A 14293-nucleotide genomic window follows, 5' to 3' on the forward strand; every position below is an offset into this window, starting at 1 on the left:
CTCAGTGCAGCGTGCGCGGAATGGACAGGGTGAATGCCGGGATCGGTGCGGCAAACCGAGTGCCATCATCGGCCAGCATGTCGTAGCTACCGCGCATGGTGCCGATGTCGGTTTCCAGTACCGCACCCGAGGTGTATTCGAAACCTTCCCCGGGGCGCAGCCACGGCTGTTCGCCTACCACGCCTTCACCAACCACTTCGCGTACCCGGCCGTTGCCGTCGGTGATCAGCCAATGGCGGCCCAGCAAGCGTGCCGGCTGCTTGCCTTGGTTGCGAATCTGGATGGTGTACGCAAACACGAAGCGGCCCTCTTCCGGTACCGATTGGTCATCCAGGAAGTGGGCATTCACCGCGATATCGAATTGGTAATCATTGTTGCTCATGCCGCCATTCTAGCGGTGGGCGGCAGGCTGCGCCCATGCTTTTGGCAATCAGATATCAACCGGCGGCAAGTAAATTGGCAAGCTGCACGAAATCAGCCACGGCCACCTGCTCGGCACGCGCTTCCGGGCGCAGGCCGGCGGCTTCGAGGGTGGCACTATCGGCCACCCCATGGAGGGCATTGCGCAGGGTTTTGCGGCGTTGGCCGAAGGCGGCACGCACCACGTTGGCAAAGCTCGCGTGATCGGCAACCTCGATTTTTCCGTGTGGTTTTGGCACCAGCCGTACCACTGCCGAGTCCACTTTGGGTGCGGGGATGAAGGCACCAGGTGGCACGATGAACAGCGGCGTCACGCTGCAATAGGCTTGCAACATCACGCTGAGGCGGCCATAGACCTTGCTGCCGGGGCCGGCGGCCATGCGTTCTACCACTTCTTTTTGCAGCATGAAGTGCATGTCGCGGATGGCGTGCGCATGATCCAATGCGTGAAACAGGATCGGTGAACTGAGATTGTAGGGCAGGTTGCCGACCAACCGGATTTGGCCTTGCGCATCGCTGCGTTGCGCGGCCAATTCGGAAAAATTCACGCTCAGTACATCACCTGCGATCAGGTGCAGCTCGCCGTGCTGGCGTGCGGCGGTTTGCAGTGGCGCGTGCAGGTCGCGGTCAAACTCAATCGCGGTAATGTCACCGTGCTGTTTCAGCAGGGGAAAGGTCAGGGCGCCTTGGCCGGGGCCAATTTCGACGATCACATCCCCCGGCTGCGGGGCAATCGCCAGCACGATCCTGTCGATGACGCTGGTGTCGCGGAGGAAGTTCTGGCCCAGGTGTTTCTTGGCCGGTTCGGTGAATCCTGTGGTCATAGCAAGCGTGTTCCCAATGGCACGTCCCTGTCCGGCACGCATAGCGCCACCGCGCCGTCGGCGTCGTGAAAGCCCGTCACCAGGCATTCCGACATCAGCGGGCCGATCTGCTTGTGCGGGAAATTGACCACGGCGACCACCAGCCGGCCGACCAGTTCCTCCGGCGTGTAGTGCACGGTGATCTGCGCACTGGATTTGCGCACGCCCAGCTCCGGGCCGAAATCGACGTGCAGGATGTAGGCGGGCTTGCGCGCCTGCGCGAAGGGCTCGGCGGACAGCACGCGGCCCACGCGCAGTTCGACTTTCAGAAAGCCGTCGAAGCTGATGGTCTCCATCACCCGCGCTTCCGCTGCGCCGCCAGCTGCGTGCAGGTCCGGATGGCGGCATACAGGCTGGACGGATCGGCCGTGCCCTGGCCGGCCAGTTCCAGCGCGGTGCCGTGATCTACCGCCACACGCGGGTAGGGTAGGCCCAAGGTAATGTTCACTGCGTGGGCGAAATCGGCGTGCTTGAGTACCGGCAGGCCTTGGTCGTGGTACATCGCCAGCACCGCGTCGAAGCCCTGCAGCTTGTTTGGCAGGAACGCGGTATCGGCTGGCAACGGGCCAACCAGACGCAGCCCTTCGCCGCGCAGGTGGTCCAAGGAGGGAATGATGATGTCCAGTTCTTCCCGGCCCAGATGACCGTCTTCGCCAGCGTGCGGATTCAGACCCAGTACGGCGATGGTGGGCACAGCAAGTCCAAATTGGGTGCGCAGTGCCGTATCTACGATACGCAGGGTGCGCATCATGGCCGCGGGGGTGATCGCATCAGCGACTTCGCGCAGTGGAAGATGCACGGTTTGCAAAGCCACTCGCAGGTGTGAGTTGGCCAGCATCATCACCACCTCGCAGCCGGCTTGTTCGGCCAACAGACCGGTGGTGCCGGTGAAAGTGATCCCGCCTTCGTTGATGACCGCCTTGTGCACCGGGCCGGTCACCAAGCCATCCAGCTCACCGTCGATGCAGGCGCGGGCGGCGCGGCTGATGGCCGCGATCAACGAGGCCGTATTGGCCGGATCAGGGTGCCCGAAGCGGGTTGCCACCGGGTGCGGGATGTCGACGATGGCCAAACTACGCGGCTGCGTGGCTGCCTCGCCATGCCGGTGCAAATGCAGCGGCAGACCAAGTGCGTCAGCCGCACGCAGCAAACTGGCGGCATCGCCAAACACCACCAGCTCTGCGTCCCAGTCCTGCTGGGCCGCACGCACCACCAGTTCGGGGCCAATGCCGGCAGGCTCACCCGCAATCAGGGCAAGGCGTGGGCGCATTGAAATCAAAACTCCCGACGGGTTCCTTCCGGATGCACGTCAACCGGGGTCACCTTGTGCTGCTCCTTGGGGGTTTCCGGCAGCGCCGGACGCGTGGACTTGCCTTGTTCATCGCGAGTATCCACATAGGCTTCGCCACGCATTTCACGTAGCCAGCGGTTCCACTCTTCTTCCAGCTTGCGGCGACCAATGGTCTCGCGCACTTGCGCACGCAGATTTTCGTCACCGGCAGCGATCTCGCGGGTGCCAATACGCTGCACAATCACCCAGCCGGCATCGGTTTTGAACGGTGCGGAGGTCTGGCCATCGGACAGGGATGCCAGTTGCATGCCAAAGGCGGTGCCGTAGGTATCCGCACCCACCCAGCCAAGATCACCACCACGGCGGCGGGTGGTGGCATCGTCCGAGCTTTCGGCGGCGACCTTGGCAAACTCGGCTCCGCCAGTTAGGCGCGCAGCCAGCGTATCGGCTTTGGCCTTGGCGGCGGCATCGTCGGTCTTGTCATCCACTTTGACCAGAATCTGACGCGCCGAATATTGGGTAACTTTTTCACCACTGCCGGCAGCTTGCGTGCGGCTGCCAACCAGTTGCACCAATTGGAAGCCGCTGGAGCCGCGGATCGGGCCGATGACCTGGCCATCCTTCATCTGCGTGATGGCAGAGGCAAATGCAGGCGGGATTTCATTCAGGCCACGCCAGCCCAGATCACCGCCTTCCAGCGCGTTGGGGCTATCGGAATAACGCACCGCAGCGGCGGCAAACGTCATTTCGCCTTTTTCGACCAGGTTCTTCACGCCTTCGACTTTTTTCTGCGCGGTGGCGATCTGCTCGGGGGTGGCTGCTTCGGGTGTGCCAATCAGGATGTGGGCCAGGTGGAACTGCTGGCTGGCTGCGGCCGAGGCATTGGCCATCGCGGCGTCCACCTCACCTTCGCTGACATTGATGCGGCCTTGAGCAAAGCTCTGACGCAGTTTCTGGGTGATGATTTCATCGCGCAGGTTGTTGCGAAAATCAGCGAAACTCATGCCGTCCTTGCCGATGCGCTCGCGCAATTGATCCACGTTCATGTTGTTTTGCTGCGCCACGCCCTGCACCGCGCGCTCCAAATCCTCGTCACTGGCCGTGATCCCGGCATCCGTGGCACGCGCCAATTGCAGACGCATCAAGATCAGGCGTTCCAACACCTGGCGCTGCAGCACATCGGCCGGTGGGAGTTGGTTTTCGCGACCGGCGTATTGGGTGCGGATATTGGCAATCGCGCGCTCCAGCTCACTGCGCAAGATCACGTCTTCGTTGACCACGGCCGCGATGCGATCCACTGGCTGTGGAGTTGCGTAGTCCTGCGCCTGTGCACCAGAAGTGAACAGCAGCACCGGCAACACAATCGCCAGCAGGGAGTAAGGGGCACACAAGCGATGGCTGGAGGTCATGGAATTTTCGTGTTGTCCTGCGTGGAAGGCTGGCCCGTCGCAATCTGCGGCGGCACCAAGTACAAATCATCGCGATTGTAGCCGAGGATGGCCCGGCGCAAGGCGCGCTGGGTATCTTGGCCGGCTGAGCCCAGGCCCTTCAGCTCGATTTCGAACATCAGGGTATTGCCGAGATCGCCAGCGCGATTTTGCACGTAGCGGCGGGCCACAACCCGAACGGCAACACAACAGCTGTCCCATTGCACGCCAGCCAGGCTTTCCAGCGTTTTGCTGTCGCGCAGTGAATAGTATTGGCGACCGACAATGCTCCAGCGCTCGTTGATCGGGTACAGGAACGATGCGTCTACCTGTTCCAGCAGTGCGCGCCGATAGCGATAGCTCAAGTTGAACACACCTTGGTTGGGCAGCAGATAACGGGCGCGCACGCTGGCCAGATCGGTGCGGTTGAATTTGGGATCGCGTTGGTAGGAGGCACCAATCGTCCAGCGGTCGGTGGGGGCGTAATTGGCGTCCACCACCCAGGCTGAGCGCCCTTGCTCAGTGATCGGCTCATTCGGCAGGCGCACGCGCGAGTCTGCGAAGTAGCGGATTTGCCCGAGGCTCAGCGAGAGTCGCTCATGGCCATCCGATTGGCGAATCATGCGGGTGCTGATCGCCAGAGTGAGCTGATTGGCATCGGCCTGACGGTCGGCACCGGAATAGCGATTGTCGCGGAATAACTGATTCCAACTGAAGGTCAACGGTTGGGTATCGAACACCGGCATATCGGCCTGATTGACGTAGGGCACGTTCAGGTAAAACAGGCGTGGCTCGATGGTTTGCAGATAGTCCTTGCCTTTGACCTGCATGTCGCGATCAAAGAACAGGCCGGTGTCCAGACTGAAGATCGACTGCCCACGCGAAGGCGAGTTGTCGCCCAGCGTTTGTCCCAGTGAGTGATCGAGTGAATAGCCGGTAAAACGATAAGCCAACGTGGGACGCAGGAACCAACTATCCCCTTCCAGTGGTGCGCTGATCCACGGTTTGAGATCCAGGCGTGAACCGGCGGCGTACACCGGGTGATGGAACCGCACGGCCTCGGCATCAACACCGAACTGTAGCGCACTGTTCATGTGCCGCTCCCAGCTTGCGAAGGCGCGTGGCAGGCGGTCATAAGGCAGGATGTTTTTGCCCAGTGTGAAATCGGCCAGCTGCCAGTGATCGGCACTCACCCCGGCGCTCCATTCCTGACCGCGGCCATACGCACCGACCGAACTGTAGGAGGTGACTTGTGATAGCCCGTCAATATTGTTGTTGAAGTCTTCGTAGTAGCGCGGATCGCTGATCCAATTGATGTCGGCACGGAATTGCCAGTTGGGCGACAGATTCTGGATACCGTCAAAATGCCCCAACCAGCGGCTGCGATCACGCAGCTTGTCGTTCGGCATCCACAGTGCCTCCACGGTGCCGTTGCCGGCCTCGTTGAGATAGCGGAACTGCCCGCTCATTGCGCCGCCGCGTTTGCTCATCCAGCGCGGCATCAGGGTGGCATCGTAATTCGGTGCAAGATTCAGATAGATGGGCTGACGATAATCGAACCCGTTGCGGTTGGAATTGGACATCGACGGCAGCAACACACCGGTGCGGCGATCCTCATTGGTGGGAAACATGAACCACGGCAAATACAGTACCGGGATCTTGCCAATCCGCAGCGTGGCACCATGCGCCACCGCCATATTGGTGTCGGTATTGATGTCGATACGGTTGGCGCGCAGCTCCCAATTGCGCTCCTCCGGCGGGCAGGTGGAGTAAGTGGCACCGTACAAGCTGCCAATATCTCCAGCCATGTTCAGGCTCTGGGCTTTGCCATTGCCACGTCGCGACAGCAACTGGTATTCCAGATTCTGCATGGTGTGCGTATTGGAGTTCTGGTCGCCTTCGGCACGCGCTGCCCGCATGCGCAAGCCCGACGCTTGATAGCGCACGCTGCCTTCGGCGCTGTAGCGGTTTTGCGCTTTGTCGAAAGTCAGTTGATCGGCCCCCATGAACTGATCGCCCCGGCGCATGGTGACATTGCCGTTGAACACCGGGTTGGCTTCGGTGCCAGAGAGCAAGTCACCCTCCAAATCGGTGGGCAATTGGTTGTTGTTCAGTATGTTCAGGCCTTCCGGTGCCTTTTGCACATCCTCGAATGCAGGCACCGCATCCACCAGCGGGCACAGCTTGTAGGTCGGTGCTGATTTGCCATCCGCGGCATGGGCTTGCAGCGAAACGGCGATGCACAAAGTCAGGGGTAGCAGGCGCAGGGCTGGGCGCACGGGCGATCCAGAAACGAAAAACGGGTGTCTAGCTTGCCGGAAGCGGCAAACGGTTACCAGCGCAAGCTGTCGACATGGGCCACACTGCACTCGGCCAGTGCGGTCAAATCGTAGCCGCCCTCCAGCATCGAAACCACCCGGCCGCCGCAATGGCGGTTGGCAATCACGACCAGTTCGCGGGTGATCCATGCGTAATCGTTGGCATCCAGCTGCAAATTCGCCAGTGGGTCGCGCTGGTGGCCATCGAAGCCGGCAGAAATCAGCACCAGTTGCGGCTTGAAGGCATCCAGAAATGGCAGCAGCTCGGTTTGCCACGCGGCGCGAAACGCGGCGCTGCCTGCGCCCTCTGGCAGGGGGGCGTTGGCGATATTGCCGATGCCGGTTTGGTTGTGTGCACCGCTGCCGGGGTAGAGCGGCCATTGGTGGGAACTGGCAAAGCGCAGCTGGGGTTCCTGGGCAAAGATGGCTTGCGTGCCATTGCCGTGGTGGACGTCGAAATCGGCAACCACCACCCGTTCCAACCCGTGTTTATCCAGCGCATGACGCGCGGCCACGGCGATATTGTTGAATAGGCAAAAGCCCATCGCGGCACTGGCGGTAGCGTGATGGCCGGGCGGGCGCACTGCGCAGAATGCGCGCTGGGTGCGGCCTTCCAGCACGGCATCCACCGCCGCCACGCCGGCCCCGGCGGCGCGCAAGGCGGCCTCCCCCGACCCGGGGGAGAGTATGGTGTCTGGATCAAGCGATATCAAGCCGTGTGGCGCGGTTTCCAGCACGGTGGCCAGCAGCGCTTCATCGTGCACGCGCAGCAATTGCCCGCGGGTTGCGCGCGGGGCTGGTTGCCAGTCGATGTCGGGGTGCGCGGTTTCCAGTGCGCGCAAGACGGTGCTCAGGCGTGCGGGGCGCTCAACGTGTTCGGGGCCTGTATCGTGTGCGAGGCACGCGGGGTGGGTGTAAACCTGAATCACGAGGCTGGCGCAGGGCTTGGATTGGGGGATTACTTGCGGCGCTCGTGCTTCCACAGCACTTCGCCATGGCCACTGGCGCGTGCCAGCACGCGGCACAGTACAAACAGCAAGTCGGAGAGCCGGTTCAAGTATTGCACTGGCTGCGGGCGTACGTTTTCCAGCCGCGCCAGCTCCACCGTGCGGCGTTCGGCCCGGCGCACCACGGTGCGGGCGATGTGGCAACGTGCGGCCGCTTCGCCGCCACCGGGCAGAATGAATTCTTTCAGCGCCGGCAGACCTTCATTGAACTGGTCCAGTTGCGCTTCCAACGCATCGATATCCGCATCAAAAATCGCCGCATGGCCGGGGATGCACAGCTCGCCACCCAGATCGAACAACTGGTGCTGGATGCGGGTCAGCAAGTCACGCACGGTTTCCGGCATGTCCGTGGCCAGCAGCAGGCCGATGCAGGCATTGGCTTCATCAACGGTGCCATAGGCCTCCACCCGCGCCGAATCCTTGCCCACGCGGGTGCCATCCCCCAGCCCGGTGCTGCCATCGTCACCGGTGCGGGTGTAGATCCTGGAAAGCCGGTTGCCCATCAGACCGTCTGTGCGCGCAGCGCCGGGTTGGCACGGCGCAGCAGCTCGAAGCCACCAAACAGCAGGCCGGCGTAGAACAAGGTGCCCAGTACAGTCCACTGGAAGAACGGAATGCCGGCCACATACGCTGCCAGCAGGCCCGCCGCGTTCTGCGGGTACATGCTGCTGCCCAGCCAGGTGGCGAAATTGGTGACCACGAAGAACAGCAGCGACCCCGCCAGTGCATAGCCCAGCACGCGGCCACCAGCAACCTTGCCGCGCAGGCCAAAGCCCAGCACGGTGGACAGCGCGATGCAGGCATACACCGTCAGATAACCGGCGCTGGCGAAATAGCTCCAGTAAATACCGCCGTTGACCAGCCCCAGCACCAAATCGGAGGCAAACATCGCGACCAACGGTACGATCAGCGCCCAGCTGCGTTTGGCGAAATACGCGCCGCCAAATAACGCGACCGCTTCAATCGGCGAGAAATTCGGCGGATGCGGCAACACCCGGGTCAGGGCGGCAGCGAAGATCAGCGCAGCCAGCACCAGCGGGCCGGAGGCAGTCATTGAAGCGGGACGGTTCATGGCGGTATTCGTTGGTTGCAGCGAAGCCGTTAGCATAGCGCAATGACTCAAGACCTTCGTAGTGATTCCCCGGCGCACGACGTAGTGATTGTCGGTGGTGGTTTGGTGGGCGCCAGTTTGGCCATCGCGCTGGATGTGCTGGGGTTGGATGTGGGCATGGTAGAGGCTGCTCCAACGGGCGCGCTGCCGCCGGTATTCGACCAGCGCAACCTCAGTTTTGCCGAGGCCACGCTGCACGCGCTGGAAGCTTTGGGTGTGCTGGCCTTGATGCGCGCGCCCACCGGCAGTATTCGGCGGATCCATATCAGCCGTGCGGGTGATTTTGGCCGTATCCAATTGCAGGCCAGCGCCTATGGCCGCAGTGAATTCGGACGGGTGGTGGTGGCGCGTGATTTTGGCGAGGCGCTGGAAGCGCGCTTGCAACAGCTGAAGCAATTGACCCGCTACCGTCCGGCGCGGTTTTTGGGGGTGGGGCCAATCGACGCTGGCCTGCGCAGCGTGCGGATTGCCGATGCCGCGGGCGAGCGCGAGGTGCGTGCCAAGCTGCTGGTGGCCGCCGATGGCAACCGCAGTGAAGTGCGCCGTGCATTGGCGATCGGCACCCAGGATCACGACTACGGCCAAACCTTGTTCGTGGCCCGCCTGCGCGCCCGGCGTGCGCCGGATGGCAGCGCCTTCGAGCGCTTGACCGAGACCGGCCCCACCGCATTGTTGCCACGTGGTGATGGCTATTACGGCATGGTGCATGGGGTGGCCAGTGCCGATGCGGACGCCGTGGCCGCCTTGCCGGACGCCGCGTTTCTGGCGCGTGTGCAGGCTGTGTTTGGCTGGCGCGCGGGGCGCTTGCTGGAGGTGGGTCCGCGTAGCGCCTATCCGATACAGCGCTGTGTGGCCGACGCCTTGGTGGCGCCGCGTGCGGTGCTGGTGGGCAATGCTGCACAAGCCATTCACCCATTGGGTGCGCAAGGGTTCAATTTGGGCCTGCGGGATGCGCTGACCTTGGCCGAATGCATTGCCGATGCGCAACAGGATCCGGGCGATGAATCCGTGCTGCGACGGTATGCGCTGCGGCGTACGGAAGACCGCACGCGCACCTTGGCGTTCTCCGATGGCTTGGCAAAATTCACCTCGAATGATGCCGCTTGGCTGCGTCCACTGCGCAGCGCCGGCTTGTTGGCCGGGGATGCCATCGGTGGCTTGCAGGGCTGGCTGGTGGGCGGCGCGATGGGCTATCGCGGTGATGTGCCCGCACTGTGCAGGGGGAAGGTGGCATGAGCCGGCGCGGCAGATTGGATGCGGTGGTCGTGGGCGGCGGCGTGGTTGGTGCCGCCAGTGCCTTGATGCTGGCCCGCGAAGGCTTGCAGGTGGCGTTGGTGGAAGCACAGCGCCCCACCGCATGGACACGTGAGCAGCGTGATCTCAGGGTGTTTGCGTTCGCGCCAGATAACGCTGCCTTGCTTGCGCGCTTGGGCGTGTGGGCGCAGGTGTTGGCTGCGCGTGCGCAGCCGTACCGCGGGATGCGGGTGTGGGATGCGGCAAGTGGTGATCCATTGGTGTTTGATGCCGACGCACTGGGCGAGCGGCAACTGGGTTGGATTGTCGAAAATGCGGTGCTGGTGGATGCACTCTGGCAGGCACTACCGGGCGCAGGCGTGCGCGTGCACTGCCCGGCGCGGGTGGAGCAGCTGGAGCAGCTGGATACAGGTGTGCGCATCGGGTTGGATGATGGCTTGGTACTGGAGGCACAGTTGGCCATCGCCGCCGATGGCGGGCATTCGGCGTTGCGCCGGCTCGCCGGCATCGAAGCCCCTGTGCACGATTACCAGCAGCGTGGATTGGTGGCCTTCGTCGCCAGTGAGATTCCGCATCGGCGCACCTGCTGGCAGCGTTTTTTGCCCACAGGTCCGGTGGCATTTTTACCGTTCTCAGCCGATGGCGATGCCGTGCTGGATGCGCGATTGGGCTCGATCGTATGGACATTGCCCACTGCGGAAGCGCAGCGGCTGCTGGATACACCGCCAGCGCAGTTCGAGAATGAATTATCGACTGCATTTGGCGGCGAACTGGGTGCGCTCAGCTTGCAGTCGGCGCGTGCGGCATTTCCGCTGCGCCGGCAGTTGGCGCACACCCAGGTCAAGGACCGGGTGCTCTTGGTGGGGGATGCCGCGCATGTGATGCACCCATTGGCAGGGCAAGGCGTGAACCACGGTCTGCGCGATGTGGCTGCACTGCAGACCACGCTTGGCGCCGCCCAAGCCAACGGTGGGGATATCACCTCACCGGCGCGACTGGCACGCTGGGCGCGCACGCGGCGAAGTGAAAATGCGCTGGGTGCGCATGCGTTTGAAGCCATCAATCGCGTGTACAGCAACGATGCGCTGCTGCCCACCTTGTTGCGCGGCTCACTTTTGGGTATCGCAGGCCGATTGCCACCGCTGACCCGCGCGCTGTGGCGGCATGCGGCCGGGAAGTGATGGCGCGAACCATCACCTCACCTTCGGATAACCACCATCAGTTGCAGTTGCTGCGCCACATGGACTGCAGCAATGGCTGGGATGGCAGCATGTTCAGCGATCCAAGTACGCTGCCAGTTCACCATTGTCCTGCTTGTCCACGGCATCCATGCGCTTGTCCAGTGGCGGGTGGGTTTTGTACAGCGTTGCCATGGCAGGCGACGCCGAACCCAGTGCCGCCATTTTTTGCAGCACGGCCAGAAAGGCCAGTGGATTGCCGCCAGAGCGCGCCAGATAAATGCCGGCGGCGTGATCGGCGCGGAACTCGGCACTACGGTCGAGACCAGTGAGCATGATTGCTGCACCGTTCTTTTCGATGTAACTACGCGCAAGGCTGCCTGCGACACCGCCGCCGGTATGAATTTGACTGGAGGCGATGGCACCGGCCGCGCCCAGCTTCTCCTGCTTGCGAATGACCTCGTAGTGGTCGCGTTGCACCACGTGGCCGATTTCATGGCCCAACACCCCGGCCAGCTCCGCATCGGAGGTCAACAATTGATACAGGCCACGGGTGATCAATACATAACCCCCTGGCGCAGCGAAGGCATTGATTTCGTTGTCTTCGATGACGCCAAACGTCCACGGCAGGCCAGGCCGGCTGGTGCGTGACGCCACCCATCGGCCAACCAGGTTGACTCGTTTTTGCATCGCAGGATCCTTGACCAACGGTGCTGCGCCAAGCACGCGGCCGGCGATCATCGGGCCGAGTTCGAGCTCTTCCTGGCTCACCTCTGCATCCGATTTGCCAATCAACGCATCGCCCGAGGCGGCCGTGTTGGCAAGCCCGGGATTTACAAAGCCCAACAAATTGCGCGCCGCCGCGAAACGTTCGCGCTTTTCGGCCTGGGTGGCCTTGCTGCTGCCGTCATCCGATTTGAATTTCCCGAAGAACCCTTTTTTCTTCGGCTTGCTACTCTCCGGCTGGTATTCCTCGGCGTAAGCCACGTCGGTGATTTTCCAGCCTTGTTTGGTGGCTGCTTGCTCGGCGGCCTCCGGGCTGGCGCGGTAGGACTCCATCTGCTGCAGTTGCACCGGGTTGAACGCGGCGGCTTTCAGTGAACTTTCATCCAGCCCGCGCACACTGGCGGTTTCGGTGACTCGGCCCTTGCCAGCCTTGCCTGTGAACAACGCCTTGCCTAAGCCGCCGGTTTCCTTGCTGCCGTAGGCCACCCGAATCTCATTGACCCGCACATAGCCGGACTTGCCGCCGTCTAACCCCAGTTTGAACCACAGGCCTTGCTGACCGGTGACGTTGACTTGTGCGTTCTCGGTCAGCGTCGTAACTGCCGGGGAGGCGAAATCCGGTTTGCTGTGCACCTGCACACTGGGTTTGACAATGGTGGCCGGTGTTACCTGTGGCGTGGGCGTAGCCGCAGCCAACAAGCCGCTCAGCAACAGAGCGGCCAAGGCAAGTGCAAACCGGGAGGATGGATCGCGCGGGCGCTGGAGGTTCTTCATGGAAGATCCGGTTCTGAGGTGTCGTCGATGACCAAAGTATGCGCTGGATCGAGTGCTTCGCGATTATCGGCACACAGGGCAAATTCGTCAGTAGCGTTGAGGTCCTGCCCCAATAATTCACGCAGCCGCATGCGTTCGCCGCGAGTAGTATCGTCGTGATGGTCGTCGATTTCGGCGACCGAGATGCACAGCATGACTTGACCGTGCTCATCCAGCGGGTGTTCGCCCTGATTCAACGACTGATGCAGACGATCCAGGTCCGACTTGACCTGCTCCAGAACGCTGCTGCGGTCGGCCCCGCTCCAGATCAGCAGCATCAAGTCGTCGAGGATTTCGTGGAGCCAACTCTTGCGCTCCACGATGCCTTCAATCATCACCGCATCCCCACCGGCATACAGCTGCCTGCGCAGCAGACGGCGGTATTCGCGCTTGCCGCGCACGGCTTCGAAGGGAGTCAGGCCGTCGGCTTTGACATATCGCAAGCGCACCATCGCCAGCCACGGGTAGCGATCGGGGTCGTATTCATCACGAAAATCATTATTGCCGATAGCGCGACCGCGTTGGATCGCCGCATACATGCGGCAAACGCCAAAACAAAGACTGACAAAGCCGATACTGGCGAAAATATCGACGAACACGCCAAAAAATGTCAGGCCGATCACCGCGCCGGTCAACAGCAGGCCATTGACAGCGACGAACACGCCGTCCACATCTTCATGCGGTTCGCCGCGCCAAAACGCATAGGTGGTCAAGATCAATAGCAGCGAGGCCAGCAGGTATTTGAAACTGCTGGGCGGCATCCAAACCACGCCACCGTGCAATAGTGCATCGGTGGCTTCGGCCCAGACTTCCACTCCGGGCATCGCCGCGTTTACCGGAGTGGGTTTGGTATCGCTGATGCCGGCGGCGGTATAGCCGACCAGCACCACGGAGCCGCGCAAGTCTGGAAGCTTACTGCCTGGCGCTTCACACACGGGTTTGCCAGCCAGTAAATCGGCTGCACTGATGTAGGGCATGCGGCTGTTGCGGCGCCAATTCACCCGAACATGATCGGGTAGCGATGCCGCGCGTTGTCGTGTCAGTTGCGACACCAGCCGTGCCGGCAGTGTCGGCAGCGCCCAGTCATCCACCACTTCGCGCAGCGGCACATCGCGCAATACGCCGTCCTGGCCACGGCTGACATTGGTAATCGCCGAGTGCTTGGCCATGGACGCACCAAACGGCAGATACACCGCCACCGGCGGGCCGGGAGCATGCGCCTTTGCATCCAGCGCATAAGCCCCTGCAATTTGCGCAGCATGCAGAGGTGAGGCGGCATCAAAATCCGCCGCTTGGCGCGATGCCGCAAACATGAAACGTCCATTCCCGCCGGCTGCCACCGCATCCAGCATGGCATCCCCATCCGGGTCGTCCTTGTGCGGGTCGAGGAACATGACATCCACTCCCACCGCGCGCACGCCGGCACGATCCAGCGTATCCAGCAAGTCCGCATGCACTGTGCGTGGCCATGGCCAGCCACCAATGCCTTGCGCCCGGGTCCACTCCAGCGAGCAATCATCAATTTCCACGACGAAGGTCCTGCCCGAGGGCTGCGGCTCCACCGGCCGCCACTGCACGATGCTGTCGAACACGCTGTCTTCGGCCGAATCCAGACTGCGGCCATGCGTCCAATCCCAGCTCAGCCAACCCAATGCAGCGCAGGCCAGCAGGGGATAGAACGCGAACTTCAACTTGAGCGCCACCCACGTCAAGGGCCGCCGATAGCCGCGTTCGATTTTGGCCCATTGATCCATGAACCACACCGCAAGGGTGGCCATGGTGGCGTCCAAATGGGCTTGTGCCGCGCGCAGCCGCTTGCGTCCCATGCAATTTCATCCCCTGTTGCCGGCCGGTTCGCCCAGTGTCCCTGATCCGGTGTCCCCGA

The 14293-nt window shown here is 62.3% G+C and carries 13 protein-coding genes; 2 read left to right on the forward strand and 11 right to left on the reverse strand.

What is annotated here, in order from left to right; genetic code table 11:
• Position 1: 1 nt before the first annotated feature.
• The 9 genes from apaG to K7B09_RS06290 are packed head-to-tail and all read right to left on the reverse strand — an operon-like array spanning position 2 to position 8398.
• Positions 2 to 382, reverse strand: a complete 381-nt coding sequence (gene apaG / locus K7B09_RS06250; protein ID WP_223627950.1) for a Co2+/Mg2+ efflux protein ApaG — start codon at positions 380 to 382, stop codon at positions 2 to 4.
• Between the two features lie 55 nt (positions 383 to 437).
• Positions 438 to 1244 (reverse strand): 16S rRNA (adenine(1518)-N(6)/adenine(1519)-N(6))-dimethyltransferase RsmA, encoded by an 807-nt coding sequence (rsmA, locus tag K7B09_RS06255; RefSeq protein ID WP_223627952.1) that lies wholly within the window; start codon positions 1242 to 1244, stop codon positions 438 to 440.
• Complete coding sequence (locus tag K7B09_RS06260) at positions 1241 to 1579, reverse strand: tRNA-binding protein (RefSeq protein WP_223627954.1); 339 nt, start codon at positions 1577 to 1579, stop codon at positions 1241 to 1243. Before K7B09_RS06260 ends, rsmA begins: the two co-directional genes overlap by 4 nt.
• Positions 1579 to 2553: a 4-hydroxythreonine-4-phosphate dehydrogenase PdxA gene (pdxA, locus tag K7B09_RS06265; protein ID WP_223627956.1), complete on the reverse strand. Its 975-nt coding sequence runs from the start codon at positions 2551 to 2553 to the stop codon at positions 1579 to 1581. Before pdxA ends, K7B09_RS06260 begins: the two co-directional genes overlap by 1 nt.
• Positions 2554 to 2558: 5 nt before the next feature.
• A complete protein-coding gene (locus tag K7B09_RS06270; protein ID WP_223627958.1) occupies positions 2559 to 3983 on the reverse strand; it encodes a peptidylprolyl isomerase in 1425 nt (474 codons plus the stop codon).
• A complete protein-coding gene (gene lptD, locus K7B09_RS06275) occupies positions 3980 to 6280 on the reverse strand; it encodes an LPS assembly protein LptD (protein ID WP_223627960.1) in 2301 nt (766 codons plus the stop codon). The genes K7B09_RS06270 and lptD overlap by 4 nt, the downstream gene beginning before the upstream one ends.
• Before the next feature lie 53 nt (positions 6281 to 6333).
• The gene (locus K7B09_RS06280) at positions 6334 to 7245 is read right to left on the reverse strand and encodes a histone deacetylase family protein (protein WP_223628716.1); all 912 of its coding nucleotides are present in this window, start codon (positions 7243 to 7245) and stop codon (positions 6334 to 6336) included.
• Positions 7246 to 7277: 32 nt separating this feature from the next.
• The gene (locus tag K7B09_RS06285; RefSeq protein ID WP_223627962.1) at positions 7278 to 7829 is read right to left on the reverse strand and encodes a cob(I)yrinic acid a,c-diamide adenosyltransferase; all 552 of its coding nucleotides are present in this window, start codon (positions 7827 to 7829) and stop codon (positions 7278 to 7280) included.
• Positions 7829 to 8398: a DUF6580 family putative transport protein gene (locus tag K7B09_RS06290; protein WP_223627964.1), complete on the reverse strand. Its 570-nt coding sequence runs from the start codon at positions 8396 to 8398 to the stop codon at positions 7829 to 7831. Before K7B09_RS06290 ends, K7B09_RS06285 begins: the two co-directional genes overlap by 1 nt.
• Before the next feature lie 42 nt (positions 8399 to 8440).
• Between K7B09_RS06290 and ubiH the strand changes: the two genes are divergently transcribed.
• Together ubiH and K7B09_RS06300 are read left to right on the forward strand one after the other, a co-directional pair.
• Positions 8441 to 9673, forward strand: coding sequence for a 2-octaprenyl-6-methoxyphenyl hydroxylase (ubiH, locus tag K7B09_RS06295; RefSeq protein ID WP_223627966.1), 1233 nt, complete (start codon positions 8441 to 8443; stop codon positions 9671 to 9673).
• A complete protein-coding gene (locus K7B09_RS06300; RefSeq protein ID WP_223627968.1) occupies positions 9670 to 10872 on the forward strand; it encodes an FAD-dependent oxidoreductase in 1203 nt (400 codons plus the stop codon). The genes ubiH and K7B09_RS06300 overlap by 4 nt, the downstream gene beginning before the upstream one ends.
• Before the next feature lie 93 nt (positions 10873 to 10965).
• On the opposite strand, the gene K7B09_RS06305 is transcribed toward K7B09_RS06300, so the two are convergent.
• Positions 10966 to 12369, reverse strand: a complete 1404-nt coding sequence (locus K7B09_RS06305) for a M48 family metalloprotease (RefSeq protein WP_223627970.1) — start codon at positions 12367 to 12369, stop codon at positions 10966 to 10968.
• Positions 12366 to 14234, reverse strand: coding sequence for a CHASE2 domain-containing protein (locus K7B09_RS06310; RefSeq protein ID WP_223627972.1), 1869 nt, complete (start codon positions 14232 to 14234; stop codon positions 12366 to 12368). Before K7B09_RS06310 ends, K7B09_RS06305 begins: the two co-directional genes overlap by 4 nt.
• Positions 14235 to 14293: the final 59 nt, after the last annotated feature.

It is taken from the genome of Thermomonas beijingensis (assembly GCF_020034655.1).
Classification (GTDB): domain Bacteria; phylum Pseudomonadota; class Gammaproteobacteria; order Xanthomonadales; family Xanthomonadaceae; genus Thermomonas; species Thermomonas beijingensis.